The following is a 16166-nucleotide window of genomic DNA, read 5'->3' on the forward strand; positions in this document are numbered from 1 at the left end:
GACTCATCTTGCCGTGTCGGGGCACGACGACGGCTGATCGACAACGACGGGTATCTGACTCGGCGGTCAGATCAACAACCTCGGGAGGGCCGATAGTGTCACTGTGAGCGCTGCTCTGATTTCGCGACGTAAGCGCGGACGGATCATCGTATGGGGGTTACGGATGGCACCGAGCAGACGGCGGGCGGTCCTGATCGGGGTGAACCAGGGCGGGCGCGACGTACACCTGCCGGCGCTGCGCTACGCGGAGGCCGACGCACAGGCGATCCGGGGCATGCTGCTCGACGAGACGATCGGGACCTTCGACGACGGCGACGTCACCATGTACATCGGCGCAGACGCCAACTGGCACGGCATCAAGACCAAGCTTCGCGAGCTGGCGCTGGACTCGGGTCCCTCCGACGTGCTGCTGGTGTACTTCGCCGGTCACGCACTGGTGCCCGAATGGAGCAACCAGCTCGACGCGTACCTCGTCACGGCGGACCTCGACCCGGACGGCCTTCGACGCGAGCCGGACAACGGCCTGCGGATGACGTACCTCAAACGGGACGTCTTCGAGACCTTCGCCGGCGCGTCCTTCCTCATTCTCGACTGCTGTCAGGCGGGGGTCTACCTCGACGCCGACCTTCGCCACGCGGAGGCGATGCAGACCTATCGCACTCAGATCGACCGGCACAGTGCCCTGCTCGCCTGCCGGAGCGGCTCCGCCGCCAGGGAGAGCGAGGAGTACGGCCATGGAGTCCTGACCCACCATCTGCTGCGCGCGCTCCGCGGTGAGGCCGCTGACGACGGCGGGCGCGTGTCGTTCGGGCAGATGGCGACATTCGTGGCCGAGCAGGGGATCGAACCGCCGCCGGTCCAGCTCGTACAAATGTGGGGTCCGACCACCGTGCTGGCGCAGCCGCCGGTATCCCGACACGACCGCCAGTCGCTCAGTTCACCGGCCAACCCGGGCACCACGCGGCCCTGCAAGAGCCCGCTCGAAGACCAGTCCAGCTCCATCCTGCAGCTTCTCGGCCGGGTGTTCCGGTCGGAGACCCGCCCGGTGCAGTCGCCGCAGCAGACCGGATACGCCGACCGGGTGGAGATCATGCGGTACGCCTTGGGGGCCGAGTCGGTAGCGGCGGTGGAGTTCTCCGGCACCGCCATCCGTGTGGTCAACGCGACCCCGCGCTTCGACAAGGAGGAACTGCGGCCGTTGTTGGAGCTCAGCTCCGCCGATGCCATCAAGTATCGGACCGGGATGCCCGGTCACATCGTCTCGAACGACGCGGGTCGACGGATTCTCTGCGTCCCGCTCCTCCATGAGGACGACAAGGTCCTGGCGTTGACCGTGGTCGATCCAGCTCCTGCGCTGCTCGACATGGGGGAGCCGCTCGCCGTGATGCTGCGGGCGATGTGCGACGCCAATTTCCTCGGCGACCCGCTCCAGGCCGAGATGCGGGTGATGACCGCGCTACGTACGGACTTCGGCCGGCTGCCGCTGAACCTCTACGAGTACGCCTTCAGCCTCTACCAGAAGCTGGTCGGCTCCATGTTCATGGTGTTCCAGCCCGTCGTCGAGTTGGCCCTGCGGCGAACGGGGGTGAGCATCCAGAGCTTCGAGGCTCTGGCACGCCGCGGCGACCACGAGACCCGCGCTCCGCTCAGCGCCCTGCAGATGGCGTACGCCTGGGGAGACCGCTTCATCATCGAACGGGACGCCCTGCTGCTCACCAAGGCACTCCACTCCTACGACGCCGCGGACGCCGCCGCCTCGTACCAAGGCACGAAGCCATTGTCGGTCAACGTCGCGGTCCGCTCGTTGCTCAGCGACGCGTACCTGGCCCAAGTGAGCAAGGCCCTCATCGAGGCCGACATGAATCCGCGGACCCTCACGCTGGAGATTTCCGAACAGGACGCGATCGAGCCCGGGCCGGGTGAGCGGTGGCTGCAGGAACCGCTTGCCTACTTCCACCGTCGGCTGACCACCCTGGCGCGGGACCTCCGGATCACCTTCGCCGTCGATGACTTCGGCGTCGGGTACGCCTCGCTGGCCCGGATGGCGGAGCTGCCGCTGACCCAGATCAAAGTCGACCGGGCGGTGCTCCACCATCCCCTGGCCATGGAGGAACTCGCGCTGGTGGCGCGGGTGGCCCGGCACGCTACCGACCTCGGGCACGCGCACACCCCACGGCCCGTCATCGTCGAGGGCTACGACGACGCGGCGCCGATCAGCCTCAAGCAGATCTACGACCTGGGAATCCACCATGTGCAGGGCTTCTTCTGCGGAAATTCGGCGTCAACGTCGCTGCATGACCTGGAGGAGCCAATCCGAGAGCAGATCGCCAGCTTGGTGAGAGGTGAGAAGTGACGACCATCAAACTGATGTTGCCAGCCGAGGTCTTCGACGAACTCGACCTGCCCTACGAGGGCGTCCGGGACGTGTCGGCGGTGACCCTCGCCATCGAAGGCGTCGCCGTACTGGCGAACCTCGCCACCCTCGCGGCGCTTCAGCCGCAGTTGGGAGCTTTGGCCGCCGCGATCCGCAACTGGCGGTTGCGGGATCCTCGGCCGTCGGTCGTCCTGACAGTCAAGGGGCCGGACATCGACCTGAAGATCGACCTGCCACGCAACGTCAGCCGGGCACACCTGCTCGATCAGCTTCGCCCGCTTCTCGACGGCGAGGAATGACCGCAGCCCGAGGCATGCGGATCGGCGTGGCGAAGGCCGGCAGACCCGGCAGCGCTTGACAATGGTGCGCCTCACCCAGCGGCAGGCTCGGGCGTGTTGAGGACCTCCAGTATCGCGGCGGCGACCTGCTCGATGTAGTCGATCGTCTGCGTGGCGCCGGCCCCGTCGATCGGGCGTTTTCGGTTGGGACCCTCAGGATCCTCATCGTACTCGTGGGCGATCTTGTGGCGGCGCTGCACGATCTGCCGGAGCTGCTCCTGCACGTCCTTGCCGGTGCAGGTGACGCCGTCACCGCTCTGCTCGGTGAGCACCCGCGCCACCCGGTCCCAGAAGCCCTTGACGTCGTGGACGAGACCGAAGCCTTCGCGGATCTTGTCCGGGTTCTGGTAGACGAGGTGGCCCTGATCGCGCAACTGCTGATCGAGGGCTTCCACGAGCGTCTTCGTGCCGAGCTGGACCTGCTCGACCAGGCCGAGCGAGATCTGGAAAGCCAAGAACGCTTTGGGCTTCTGGACCGTGGGCTGCGCGACCAGCTCCAGCATTCGTGCCCGGATCTCCTGTCGGACCCAGTGGTCCAGTGCGGCGACGCTCTGCACCCAGGCTGCCCGGAACACGTCCGAGACCTCGAACGCCCCCACCTTGAGCTGGTCCAAGTGTTGGCCTGCGGTGGCGAGGCTACGTGCGTAGTCCAGGTTCCGCCGCAGGTTCTTGAACGGCTCGGAGCCGTCGTCGTGGCCGAGTGGGGCGGCAGTGACAGGCTCGTCGGCGAGCACCGTCGCCGGTGTGTTGAACCCCAGAAGCCGCTCGAGTCGAGCGACGCTGTCGGCCTGGTTGATCCGGTAGACGGTGGTCAGCGACGGCAGAGCGAGCACTTCCCGCTCCACCGACGCCCGAGGAATGTCGGTGCGGGACCACCGCACCGCGCGCGCGTGGCGGATTCCCGAGGGAAGGTCGGTCCGGTACTCGTAGGGCCCACTCACCCGGCCGACGGCGACGTCGGGGCTGGTCCGTCGGAGGAAAAGCACGATGTCACCCTCGGACATCCTCGTTCGAAACGCGACCAGTTGGATGGCGTAGTTCTCCACCGTGCGCCGCTCGACATCCGGGTAGGCGGCCCGGACGCGCCCGCGGATCTCCGTGGCGGACGTGGTTTCCGTGAGATCTCCCGCAGCCGACCAGCCGACCGCGATGAGACTCTTATCGAGGGCTAGTTCGTCGTAGCTGTCGTCACGGCCGGCCCGCACGATCCATGCTGTCGTCATGAGACCTCCTTCTCAGAGTGGATGTGCGGTCAGTCCGTGCTGGTGATGGGGAACTTGATGGGCTCTCCGTCCCACGGCTTCGCTTCGACCCGGGGCAACGCGGAAAGTGGCTGGGACGTGTCGAGCTCCCGGTCGAAGACCGTCCGCCACTCTTCCGGCGTGCCCGTCACCAGGAACGGGCCAATGTGCATCTGCAACGAATCCTCGATCATTTCGACTGGGACGGACTCGCCCCCGATCGTCACGTCGCTGTCGATGCCCGCGATGCGCGCGGACTCGATCGCGTTGTCCAACTCAGCCATGCTGGCCCAGCCAGTCCAGGAGATACCGTCGCCGGACGCCGTGAAGACGATCCGGCCACCGTCGCGGACGCTGCCGTAGAGCGCCAGATCGAGCGACAGTCCGGCACTCGGGTCGGCGTTCTCGATGGGCACCTCGTCCAGGAAGGACGGCCGGAAGCGGTCCAGAAGCGCGTTCATGGCCTCTGCCAGGAGAGACCGACGCGTGTTCAGGAACCGCTGGTAGCCGTTGGTGTCCCGTAGCGACTCGTCGAGCGGCACGAGGTGTGCCCGCAGGTCGTCCTCGTCCAGCTCGGGGAAGTACTCAGCCGGGCTCCGACCGTTGATCTTCTTGTTGGCCTGGGCGGAGATGAACACCAGGTTGGCGAGATCGTTGACCATGCCCTTGTCGAACCGTGGGTCGTCGAGGGTCGACGGCGGGTGAACGTGGTGGTGCTCGAGCTTCGGCGCGTCCTTCGTGCCGGGAAGGATGTCGGAGTCGTACCACCAGTCGCGTGCATCCCGGGCCATGGCCACGAGCAGGCTGAGGAAGAAGTAGGGACTCTCCTTCGTCCGGCCCCGCAACGCCCGCTCGGTGACCTCGGCGCGGGAGTTCTCGACGTTGAGGCCCTCCAGCAGCGCGCGGACGGGATCCGCCTGCCGAGCGGCACGGATGTCCTGGCTCAGCCTGGTGTCGGTGGAGCCGCTGTAGCGGGTCCGGATGGTGGCGAGTAGAAGCCAGTAGATGATGCCGTTCGACGTTTCCTTGTCGACGGTGTCGTCAGTGCGCTCGCCGAGAAGCACCACTAACGGGATCAGCACGATCATGGAGGGCAGCGGGTCGGATCGGGTCAGACCGAGGTGCGTCTGGAGCAGCGGAATCAACCGCCGAAGACCACGCTTGACCACCTCCCAACCTCGCTCGAGCTCCGTGTCGCCGGTCTGCCGCAGCTTGCTGTGAGACCACACCGACAGACCTCGGCCCAGGACGACACCGGCCAGCGCACGGGACAGGAAGTTGACGTCGATGTGCCCGTAGCCGTGTCGTAGCCAGTGCTCCGACTCGCTCTGGAGCCTGGTCAGCACCCCCGTCCACCGCGTCGACAGGGTCGCCATCGCCAGATCGAGGGTGCCGAGACGACGGCCGCCGCTGTTGACCCGGACGAAGATCTCCGCGACCTCCTCGTACGGGAAGCCCTTGAGGACCTCCATGACGAACCGCCGGTTGCGCAGCTCCTTGATCTTGCCGAGTCGATCCTCGATCTCGTGGTCCTCAAGGGTGGAGCCCGCGTCGAGCAGCCGTTGGGTCAGGCGCAGCATGCTTGCTTTCGGATCCAGCACGTCCGCCACCTTCACCCATTTCGGGTCGCGCTGAGTGGCTGCGCTCTGGTTCTGGAACTTCTGGTTTTCGACGTGGAAGACGACCTGTGCCTCGGGGTGATCGCTGAACACCCGGTGCAGCGACGTGAGGCGTTGCTGGCCGTCGAGAAGAAAGAGCGGCGGCTTCGACGGCGCCCGGTCGGGCCCGTTGACGGACATCTCCCGGATCTCCGGGACTTCGTCGGTCTCCCAGAACAGGAGTGAGCCGAACGGGTAGCCCCGGTATATGGAGTCCATCAGCTTGGCGACCTGTGTCGGTTTCCAGACATATTCGCGCTGAATCTCGGGAAGCAGGATCTCGGCATCTGAGATCTCGTCGATCAGTTTTCCGATGGACCGTTCGATCCTGTCGACGTGCATCAACCAACCTCTTCGTTGCCGCTGGTGTCCGGGAATGCCGAGCCGGGCCCGTGGATGGAGGACAAGGCGCGACACACAGTTGACCCCTGCCGGCGGGCGAGGGGATGTGCGACGCGATTGGGCCTGACTGATGTCCTACCGTTTCGTGTATGGCCCTGTCCACCCCATGATCGGCCGTTCATGCCTGCCGTGCGGTTACTGGGCGCAATATCCGGTTACGTCTGGTCGGGCCGAGGGGACAGTCCTGTCGGACCGAACGCGCGCCTGGTCCGAGCTGGCGAGCGTTGATCGGTACGGTATGCGGCATGTCTTCGCCCAACCCCGCGCCGCTGCTCCGGGAGTTCATCGACATCCCGGAGCGCACGAGCACGAGCGACTTCGTGCTCAAGCTCGCCGACAGCGTCGCCGACGCCGACGCCACCCTCCGCGACTACGTGGTCACGGATCGGCTGCTCGGCAACTTCGACGAGGCGCTGGGGTTGATCCGCTCCGCGGTCGAGGGGCACGCCTCGAAGGCCGCCTACCTGCACGGCTCCTTCGGCTCCGGTAAGTCGCACTTCATGGCGGTGCTGCACGCGCTGCTGCGGGGCGAGTCCGTCGCCCGGGGGCGGGACGAGTTCGCGCCGCTGGTCGCCAAGCACAGCGTCTGGCTCGACGGGCGCAAGTTCCTGCTGGTGCCGTACCACCTGCTCGACGCTCGCTCCCTGGAGCAGCGGGTGCTCGGCGGCTACGTCGACCGGGTCCGCGCGCTGCACCCCGAGGCGCCCATCCCGGCCGTGCACCGCACCGACGCGCTGCTGGACCAGGCCGCCTCGCTGCGGGAGAAGATCGGCGACAAGCAGTTCATCGACGGACTGCCCGGCGGGGACGTCGAGGACGAGTGGGGCGAGAGCGAGACCTTCTGGACGCCCGAGCGGCTCGACCAGGCGTTCGCGGGAGCGTACAACGACGAGCTGCGCCGCAAGCTGGTCAACGACCTGCTGACCAGCTGGAACAAGGGTTTCTTCAGCAACGCGCGGGAGGACGCCGAGGCGTTCGTCTCGCTCGACCGGGGCCTGACCGAGATCAGCCGCCACGCCAAGGAACTCGGCTACCACGGCCTGATCCTCTTCCTCGACGAGCTGATCCTCTGGCTGGCCAACTCGATCGGTGACCAGCAGTTCGTCTCCCGCGAGATCCAGAAGATCACCAACTTCGTCGAGGGCGGCGACACCCGTCGGCCCATCCCGGTGATCAGCTTCATCGCCCGGCAGCGCGACCTGCGTGAACTCGTCGGCGAGGAGGTCACGGGCGCCAACGAGCTGAGCTACCAGGACACCCTCAACCTGGCCAGCGGCCGCTTCGACGTGATCAAGCTGGAGGACCGCAACCTCCCGGAGATCGCCCGCCGCCGGCTGCTCAAACCCCGCGACACCACGGCCGGCGAGGCCATCGCCCGGGCCTTCGACGCCACCACGAAGGTACGCAGGGAGGTCTTCGACACCCTGCTCGGCACCGACTCGGGCAGCGGCGCCGACATCGACGCCTTCCGGTCGACGTACCCGTTCAGCCCGGCGTTCCTCTCCACGCTCGTGCACGTCTCCAGCGCGCTGCAGCGCTCCCGTACCGCGCTGAAGCTGATGCGCCAGCTGCTGGTCGACCGCCGTGACACGCTGCGCCTCGGTCAGCTCGTGCCGCTCGGCGACCTCTACGACGTGATCAGCAGCGGCGGCGACCAGCCCTTCACCGAGAAGCTCAAGGCCGAGTTCGAGATGGCCCAGAAGCTCTACGACCTGAAGCTGCGCCCCTACCTCCTCGGCCAGTACGACCTCACCGACGACGACCTCGACGCGGCCCGCCGCGGCGACCCGCAGCCCGCCGAGACGGTGGGCCGGGTCCGGGCCTTCACCGGCGACGACCGGCTGATCAAGACGCTGCTGCTGGCGGCGCTCGCGCCCAGCGTGCCGGCGCTGCGGAACCTGACCGCCCGGCGGCTGTCGGCGCTCAACCACGGCAGCATCACCAGCCCGATCCCCGGCGGCGAGGTCGCCCAGGTCAGCCGCAAGCTCGCCGACTGGGACCGGCAGTTTACCGAGATCCGGGTCACGGAGGGCGACGATCCGATCGTCTCCATCGAGTTGGTCGGCGTTGATGTCGGCAGCGTGCTGGCTACGGCGCGACACTATGCGAACGATGGTGCCCGTAAACTCATGGTGCAGCGCATGCTCTGGGAACAGCTTGGCGTGCCCTGGACCGACTCGTTCTTTTCCGAGGCGGTGCTCACCTGGCGAGGAAGCCGGCGCAGCATCGAGCTGGTCTTTGCTAACGTGCGGGATCCGAACGAGATCCGCGACGAGGCGTTCGTCCCTGACGACTCGGCCTCCTGGCGCCTGGTCATCGACTACCCTTTTGACGACGGCAGCCATGGTCCCGCCGACGATCGACAGCGTGTGCAGGACCTCAGCGGTCGGCTGACCGCTCGTACGGTCTGCTGGATCCCGGCTGCTCTTTCTGTGGAGCGCTATGCCGATCTGAACAGTCTCGTCATCATCGATGCCGTTCTCACCGGGCAGCGCTTCGATACCCACGCAGAGCACCTGAACCCGGATGATCGCGGGCGGGCACATACGGTGCTTACCAACCAGCGGACGTCGCTGCGCAACGGCCTTCGGAAGGTGCTCCGGGAAGCCTACGGGCTGGCGCAGAAGCAGGAGAGCGACGTCCGCCTTGGGTTTGACGATCATCTGTTGTCATTGACCCGCGCGCTCGAGCCAAAGTTGCCCATGGGGGCGACGTTCAATGACGCGCTGCGCAGCCTCGGCGACCAGATGCTGACCCAACAGTTCCCGGCCCACCCCGACTTCGATCCCGACCGAAAGGCTGAGCCCATCCGGCTTTCCGACGCCAAGGTGGTCCTTGACTACATCCGTAAGGCGGTCGAGTCGCCGGAGGGCCGGGTCGAGGTGGATCGCGCCCACCGGCAGACGCTGCGGCGGATCGCCAACCCGCTCGGGCTCGGCACCATGCACGAGGCCGCGTTCGTCATCGAGGGGCAGTGGGCCCAGCACTTCCACCACAAGGCCGCCGCCGAGGGCATCACGGGCGAACTGCGGGTGGCCGACCTGCTGCGCTGGATCGACCAGCCGCAGGCTCGCGGCCTCGACCCGATCGTGGCGCAGCTCGTCGTGGCGGCCTTCGCCGAGCAGACCGACCGCGCGTTTCACCACCACGGCAGCCCACTCGTCCCGGCGCCCGACCTGGGCCGGATCTCCGCCGACCACACTCTGCGCGAGGAGCGCCTGCCAGGCCAGGAGGAGTGGGACACCGCCCGCGCCCACGCCGCGGCCATCTTCGGGTTCCAGCCGATCGCGTTGCGGCGGGGCCGGCTCGTGGCGATGTTCGGCCGTGACCTGATGACCCAGGCGAACCGCTACCGCGAAGCGGCGCACGGGCTCGTCGCCCGGCTCGAACAACACGCGAGGTGGCTGGGCATCGACGAGGAGTCGGCAGGCGGCCGGCTCGGCACCGCCCGTGTCGCTGCCGACCTGTTGGAAGGGCTCACCAGCTCGCGTACGGCCGTGGAGACCGTGGAACGCCTCGCCCGTGCCGAACTCGGCGGTCCGGCCGACCGGACCGGGAAGAGCATCAAGAGCGCAGCCCAGGTGTCCGCCGATCTTGCCGCCGCCTCCTGGGACAACTTCGAGATCGTCAGCGGTCTCGGCGGCACCTGGGCCGCCGAGGCGACGGCGATCCTCACCGAACTGCGCCGGGTCGGCCAAGCCGACGAGTTGACCGCCCCGCTGTCGCCGGCCCTGCGCCGGGCCCAGTCCGACGCGGTGGCGTTGATCCGCAAGGCCACCAAAGTCGTTCCTCCACCGCCCCCGCCACCTCCTCCGCCGCCAGCGGCAGCGGGTAAGGCCCTCATCGTCGGTGGGCAGTTGGAGGATGCGACCGTCAAGCTGCAGCAGTACGTGACGGACCACCCGGACGCCACGATCGAGGTGAGCTGGAGAATCGTGTGACTCAGCCATCCGCCCCTACCCAGGCGTTGCGGATCAGCCCGGTGGCGTTGCGCCAGAAGGTGGCGCAGCAGCTCGACCGGCACCGCAACGGCGACGCGTACCCGGTGATGGTGGTGTGCGCCGAGCCGGCGTGGCCGCACGACCCGACGATGGTGTTGCCCGACGGTCGTCGGGCGCGGATCGAGCCGTGCGTCTCGCCGCTCGCCGTTTGGGAGCACCTTGTCGCCGATCGCGGCGACGAGGTGCTGGTGCTGCTCACCGACATCCCGGAGTCCGTGCTGCACCACGGCGTCCGCAGCCGGATCTTCCGGGAGCGGGTGCACACCGTCGAGCCGTGGGACCTCGTCGTGGACGCCTTCGGCGCGCAGTTGCCGGACCCCACCCTGGAGCGGGAGTCGTGGGCCGGCGTGGCGTTGCTCGACGCGATGCCGACGGCGGGCTGGCCGAAGCTGGCCACCGCCGTGCTGACCCGCGACGTCGCGCTGCGGCACCTGGCCGCTGTGCGCCTCGGCCTCGACCGGCGGGGCGAAGGCCCGGAGGCTCTCGACGTCGCCACATTGTTGCGGTGGAGCGCCGAACCGGGCGCGGTGGAGGCGTACGGGCTGCTGCGCGAGGAGGAACAGGCCGGGCTGTCCCGCTGGCTCGTGGAGCAGTTCGGCCGGCCGGCGAAGGCCCTGTTCGCGCTGACCGCGGCCGGGCGAGGCCAGGAGGCCCTGCCTCTTGGCCTGGTCTGCGACGCGCTGTGGAGCACCGACAGCGCCGACGCGGTACGCGCCCAGGGCCGGGTCGACCAGTACTTCGGCAGCCTCAACGACGACGCGACGGTGCGGGGCTTCGCCGAGGCGACCGTACAGGTGGTCACCGGCCTGCTCGCCGCTGCCGAAACGGACGTACGACGGCAGGGGCACGCCGTGCTCGACCGGGCCGAGGAACTGCTCGTCCAGTTCAACGCGGCCGGCAGCGCCGGGCACAGTTCGATCCTGCGTACCGGCTTCAACCAGCGGATCGGCGTCGCGGCCCGGGCCCTGCTCGCCGGGCTGCGCGACGCGGCGGACACCGCGCTGGAGCGGGCGGTCGGACACCTCGCCGAGCACCGGCTGGCAGCGGCGGAGACGGAGCGGATCACGCGGATCCGGATGGCGCAGCGCCTCGTGCGCTGGCTCGGCACGGACGTGGCGCCGCCCGAGAGCGTCGCGGACGGGGTGAATCGGCAGATCGCTGAGTGGGGCTGGGCCGACCTGGCGCTCCACCACGTCTGGGCCGGCGATGACGCTCACCCGGAGTTGCAGCAGGCGTTCCGACAGATCCACGATCGTGCACAGGCGCGCCGCCGCGAGCTCGACGGCGCCTTCGCCCGACGCCTCGGCGCCTGGGCGACCGCCGGGCCGGGCAACGACGGCGGGCTGCTCACCGTGGAGAACATCCTTCCGCGCGTCGTCGAGCCGCTGATCCGCGCCGACCGGTCGGTGCTGCTCGTCGTCCTCGACGGCATGAGCGCCGCCGTCGCGGTGCAGCTCGCCGACGAGCTGTCCCAGCACTGGGTCGAGTACGACCCGCTGGCCCGAGCCGGCGCAGGACGCCGCCGGGGCGTCGTGGCGGCGCTGCCCACACTGACCGCCGTCTCCCGGACCTCGCTCTTCGCCGGCGCGCTGCGCAGCGGCAACCAGGAGCACGAGAAGAAGCTCTTCGCCGAGGGCCGTTGGGGCAAGGACTCGCGGATCTTCCACAAGGGCCCGGCCCGGGGCGGCGCGGGCGAGGTGTTCGCCGGCGAGTTGGCGGCGGCGGTCGCGGGCCCGGCTCCCGTGGTCGCGGTGGTGATCAACACGGTGGACGAGTCGCTGGCGCACGGTCGGGAGGGTGGCGAGGCCGGGTGGCAGCTCGACGATGTCGGGTTCCTGCGCAGCCTGCTCGACCAGGCGCGGTCCTCGGGCCGCGCGATCGTCGTCACGAGCGACCACGGGCACGTCCTGGAACGCGGCGGCCAGCACGTCAAGGCCACCGACGCCGCCTCCGCCCGCCACCGGACCGGCCCGGGCCCGACCGCGCCGGGCGAGATCGAGCTGACCGGCCCGCGTGTGGTCGCGGATGGCAAGCGGATCATCGCGTTGTGGGACCCGCTCCTGCGCTACCGGCCCAGCAAGGCGGGTTACCACGGTGGCGCCTCGCTCGCCGAGGTCACCATTCCGCTGCTGGCCTTCCTGCTGCCGAACGTCGTCGAGCCGCCGGCCGGTTGGGCACCCGTCGAGGCTCGCCGGCCCCCGTGGTGGCAGGCGATCACCGCCGCACCGGCCGCCGCGCCCGTGACGTCGGCACCGGTGCCCAAGCCGCGCCGGAAGGCACCGGCCGTCACCGGGGACGCGCTGTTCGACGTACCGGAGGCGCCGACCGCGACCGCGGCGGCGCCGGCTGGCGACGGGGACCTGGTGGCGGTCCTGCTCGCCTCGGAGTTGTTCAAGGCTCAGCACAGCCTGACGCCGCGCCGGGTGGACGAGCGGAAGATCGAGGCGGCGCTGCGCGCGCTCGTCGACGCGAAGGGCGTGCTGCCGGTGGCGGTCCTCGCGCAACGTGCCGGTGAGGCACCGGTACGTGCGGGAGGATTCGTCACCACGCTGCAGCGCATCCTGAACGTCGACAACTATCCCGTCCTCTCGCAGATCGACGACAACCGGACCGTCCGGCTGGATCTGGCGCTGTTGCGGGAGCAGTTCGGGCTGCCAGGGGCGAAACCGTGACCTCGGTCAGTCCGGCCCGCCGCCGGGAGGTCATCGACGCCCTGCGGCGAGGTGCCGTGCCGTCTGCCGGCCTGGACCTCTTCGCGGTGGGGCTCGACCGGTTCGGCACCGCGGTCGGTGAGGACCTCGACACCGTCGCCGCCGGTGGCTCCGTCTTCAAGGCCGTCCGAGGCGAGTACGGCTCCGGCAAGACGTTCTTCACCCGGTGGATCGCCGAACGCGCCCGGCGGGCCAACCTCGCGGCGGCGGAGGTGCAGGTCTCCGAGAACGAGACCCCGCTGCACCGGCTGGAGACGGTCTATCGTCGGCTGACGGAGCGGCTGAGCACCTCGACGTTCCCGCCGAGCGCGTTGCGGCCGGTCGTCGACGGCTGGTTCTACGCGCTCGAGGAGGACGTCCTCGCTGCCGGCGAGGTCGCCCCCGACGACGTCGAGGCCCTCGACCGGGCGGTCGCCGCGCTGCTCGACCAGCGACTCGCCGCCGTCAGCCGGAGCGCCCCCGCCTTCGCCGCCGCCCTGCGCGGCTACCGGCGCGCCACCCTCGACGGAGATCCCGCGACTGCCGACGCGGTGCTCGCCTGGCTCGGGGGTCAGCCGCACGTCGCCGCGGCCGCCCGCCGGGTCGCCGGCGTCAAGGGGGACCTCGATCACTTCGCCGCGCTGAGCTTCCTGCAGGGGCTGCTCGCCGTGCTGCGCGACAGCGGCCATCCCGGCCTGCTGCTCGTGCTCGACGAGGTGGAGACACTGCAACGGGTCCGCTCGGATGCCCGGGACAAGGCGCTCAACGCGTTGCGGCAGCTCATCGACGAGGTGCACTCGGGACGGTTCCCCGGGCTGTACCTGATCATCACCGGCACCCCGGCCTTCTACGAGGGACCGCAGGGCGTGCAGCGGCTCGCGCCACTGGCACAGCGGCTCGCCGTCGACTTCGCCACCGACGCCCGGTTCGACAACCCGCGCGCCGTGCAGATCCGGCTGCCCGGCTTCACCGTCGACTCCCTGATCGAGCTCGGCGGACGGGTCCGCGACCTGTACGCGGACGGCTCGGCGGCCCCGGACCGGGTGCGCCGCCTCGTCGATGACGGGTATCTCGGCGACCTGGCACGCGCGGTCGCCGGCGGGCTGGGTGGCAAGGTGGGGGTGGCCCCGCGCCTGTTCCTCAAGAAGCTGGTGGGGGAGGTGCTCGACCGGGTGGATCAGTTCCCCGAGTTCGACCCCCGGCAGCACTATGCGCCGACCCTGACCACCACCGAGATGACCGACGTCGAGCGCAACGCGAGCAGCGCTGACGCGGTCGCGCTCGAACTGTAGGGCCGTCTGCGATGACGAGTGGTGCGGAGCTGCTGCATCCGGTCGTGCTGCACCACGTGGTCAACACGCTGCAGTGGCCGGCGCTGCGGCCGTTGCAGGACGCGGCCGTGAAGCCGCTCCTGGCCGGCGAGGACGCCCTGCTCCTCGCGCCCACCGCGGGCGGCAAGACCGAGGCGGCGGTGTTCCCGCTGCTGTCCCGGATGGCGCAGGAGAACTGGTCGGGCACCTCCGTGCTCTACGTGTGCCCGCTGAAGGCCCTGCTCAACAACCTCCTGCCCCGACTGGAGACCTACACCGGCTGGCTGGGCCGCCGTGCCGCGCTCTGGCACGGCGACGTGACGATGGGACGGCGCCGCACGATCCTTCGTGAGCGTCCCGACGTCCTGCTCACCACGCCGGAGTCCCTGGAGTCGATGCTGGTCAGCGCCGCGGTGGATCACGACGAGTTCTTCGGGCAGCTCCGGGCGATCGTGGTCGACGAGGTGCACGCGTTCGCCGGGGACGACCGGGGCTGGCACCTGCTGGCCGTCCTGGAACGCCTCTCCCGGGTGGCGGGTCGCCCGGTGCAACGGGTCGGCCTGTCCGCGACGGTGGGAAATCCCGACGAGCTGCTGGGCTGGCTGCAGGGTGCCGGCCGTGACCAGCGTCCGGCGCGGGTGGTGGCACCGGGCATCGGCACGGCTGGCGTCACGACAGCGGCATCGCCCCCCGCCGGTGAGATCGAGTTGGACTACGTCGGGTCCGTGCACAACGCGGCCAAGGTGATCGCGGCCCTGCACCGGGGCGAGAAGCGGCTGGTGTTCTGCGACTCCCGCGCGCTGGTTGAGGAACTCGGCCAGCGGCTGCGGGCGCTCGACGTGACGACGTTCCTCTCCCACGCCTCGCTCTCCGTGGACGAGCGCCGACGGGCCGAGGAGGCGTTCGCGCAGGAGCGGGACTGCGTGATCGTGGCCACCAGCACGCTCGAGCTGGGCATCGACGTGGGGGACCTGGACCGGGTCATCCAGATCGACGGCCCGCGTACCGTCGCCGCCTTCCTGCAGCGGATCGGCCGGACCGGCCGGCGGCCCGGCAGCAGCCGGAACTGTCTCTTCCTGGCGCTCGACGGGGAGGGACTGCTGCACGCCGCCGGGCTGCTCCACCTCTGGTCCCAGGGCTGGGTCGAGGCGGTCGTGCCACCACCCGAGCCACGGCACATCGTGGCTCAGCAGATGCTGGCACTGTCGCTCCAACGGCACCGCGTCGGCGACCAGGTGTGGCCGGGGGAGTGGAACGGCCTGGCACCCTTCGACAGGAGCGCCGAGGTGATCGTGCGGCACCTCGTCGACCGCGGCTACCTCGACGTCGACTCCGGGATGCTCTTCATCGGGCCGGAGGCGGAACTGCGGTTCGGTCGACGGCATTTCATGGACATGCTGGCGGTGTTCACCGCCCCGCCGCAGTTCACCGTGCTCTCCGGTCGCACCGAGATCGGCCGGACCGATCCGGCGCTGCTCACCGCGAAGGTCCAAGGCCCTCGACTGTTGCTGCTCGCCGGGCGGAGTTGGCGGGTCACCTACATCGACTGGAAGCGGCGGCGCTGCTTCGTGGAGCCCGCCGAGGGCGGCGGCAAGGCGCTCTGGATGACCGGTGGCTCCCCGCAGGGGCTGTCGTACCGGATGGTCCGGGCGATGCGCGACGTGCTCCTCGGCGCCGACCCGCCGGTCGCCCTCACCGCCCGGGCCAGCACCAGGCTCGCCCAGTTGCGGGAGGAGGCCACGCCCCTCGTCCATCCCGGCGGCACGGTCGTCGCCCGCGACGGCGACGGCGAGGCGAAGTGGTGGACGTGGGCCGGGTTCCGGGCCAACGCCACCCTGATCGCCACGCTCAGCGAGATTGTCGACCCGACCCAGCGGTACGACGACGCCTCGGTCCGGCTGCGACCCGACGTCGACCGGGACATGGTGCGGGCGGCCCTGACCGATGCCGCCGAGCGGCTCTGCCTCCCGGACGTCACCGAGAAGGCCCTCGCCGGGCTCAAGTTCAGCGCCGCGCTGCCCGAACGGCTGGCGGTGGCGACCCTGGCCGCGCGGCTGGCCGACCTGCCGGCGGCACGCGAGGTGCTCGCCGAACCGACCCGGACCGTGCACCTCCCGGGCTGATGCGGATCGGGACCAGGGATATGGGCGGG

At 69.6% G+C, this 16166-nt stretch carries 8 protein-coding genes; 6 read left to right on the plus strand and 2 right to left on the minus strand.

The window, feature by feature from the left end; all coding sequences use genetic code 11:
- Window positions 1-103: 103 nt before the first annotated feature.
- Window positions 104-2353 (plus strand): EAL domain-containing protein, encoded by a 2250-nt coding sequence (locus tag ACLQ22_RS15450; RefSeq protein WP_425692873.1) that lies wholly within the window; start codon window positions 104-106, stop codon window positions 2351-2353.
- Window positions 2354-2367: 14 nt separating this feature from the next.
- A complete protein-coding gene (locus tag ACLQ22_RS15455; protein WP_425692874.1) occupies window positions 2368-2673 on the plus strand; it encodes a hypothetical protein in 306 nt (101 codons plus the stop codon).
- Between the two features lie 71 nt (window positions 2674-2744).
- Here the strand turns inward: ACLQ22_RS15455 and ACLQ22_RS15460 are convergent, their stop codons facing one another.
- Both ACLQ22_RS15460 and ACLQ22_RS15465 read right to left on the minus strand, forming a co-directional pair.
- Entirely contained in the window at window positions 2745-3935 is a 1191-nt protein-coding gene (locus ACLQ22_RS15460; protein WP_425692875.1) for a restriction endonuclease, read from the minus strand.
- 29 nt (window positions 3936-3964) lie between these two features.
- Window positions 3965-5953 (minus strand): GmrSD restriction endonuclease domain-containing protein, encoded by a 1989-nt coding sequence (locus ACLQ22_RS15465; RefSeq protein ID WP_425692876.1) that lies wholly within the window; start codon window positions 5951-5953, stop codon window positions 3965-3967.
- A gap of 305 nt (window positions 5954-6258) precedes the next feature.
- Between ACLQ22_RS15465 and pglY the strand changes: the two genes are divergently transcribed.
- Genes pglY through ACLQ22_RS15485 form a run of 4 tightly spaced genes read left to right on the plus strand, consistent with a single transcriptional unit; the run spans window position 6259 to window position 16137 of the window.
- Window positions 6259-9954: a BREX-2 system ATPase PglY gene (pglY, locus tag ACLQ22_RS15470; protein ID WP_425692877.1), complete on the plus strand. Its 3696-nt coding sequence runs from the start codon at window positions 6259-6261 to the stop codon at window positions 9952-9954.
- Window positions 9951-12686 (plus strand): BREX-2 system phosphatase PglZ, encoded by a 2736-nt coding sequence (pglZ, locus tag ACLQ22_RS15475; protein ID WP_425692878.1) that lies wholly within the window; start codon window positions 9951-9953, stop codon window positions 12684-12686. The genes pglY and pglZ overlap by 4 nt, the downstream gene beginning before the upstream one ends.
- On the plus strand, window positions 12683-13996 hold the full coding sequence (gene brxD, locus ACLQ22_RS15480) for a BREX system ATP-binding protein BrxD (protein ID WP_425692879.1): 1314 nt from the start codon (window positions 12683-12685) through the stop codon (window positions 13994-13996). The genes pglZ and brxD overlap by 4 nt, the downstream gene beginning before the upstream one ends.
- Before the next feature lie 11 nt (window positions 13997-14007).
- Window positions 14008-16137, plus strand: a complete 2130-nt coding sequence (locus tag ACLQ22_RS15485; protein ID WP_425692880.1) for a DEAD/DEAH box helicase — start codon at window positions 14008-14010, stop codon at window positions 16135-16137.
- Window positions 16138-16166 lie beyond the last annotated feature (29 nt).

Source organism: Micromonospora sp. DT178, assembly GCF_049841695.1.
Taxonomy (GTDB): domain Bacteria; phylum Actinomycetota; class Actinomycetes; order Mycobacteriales; family Micromonosporaceae; genus Micromonospora.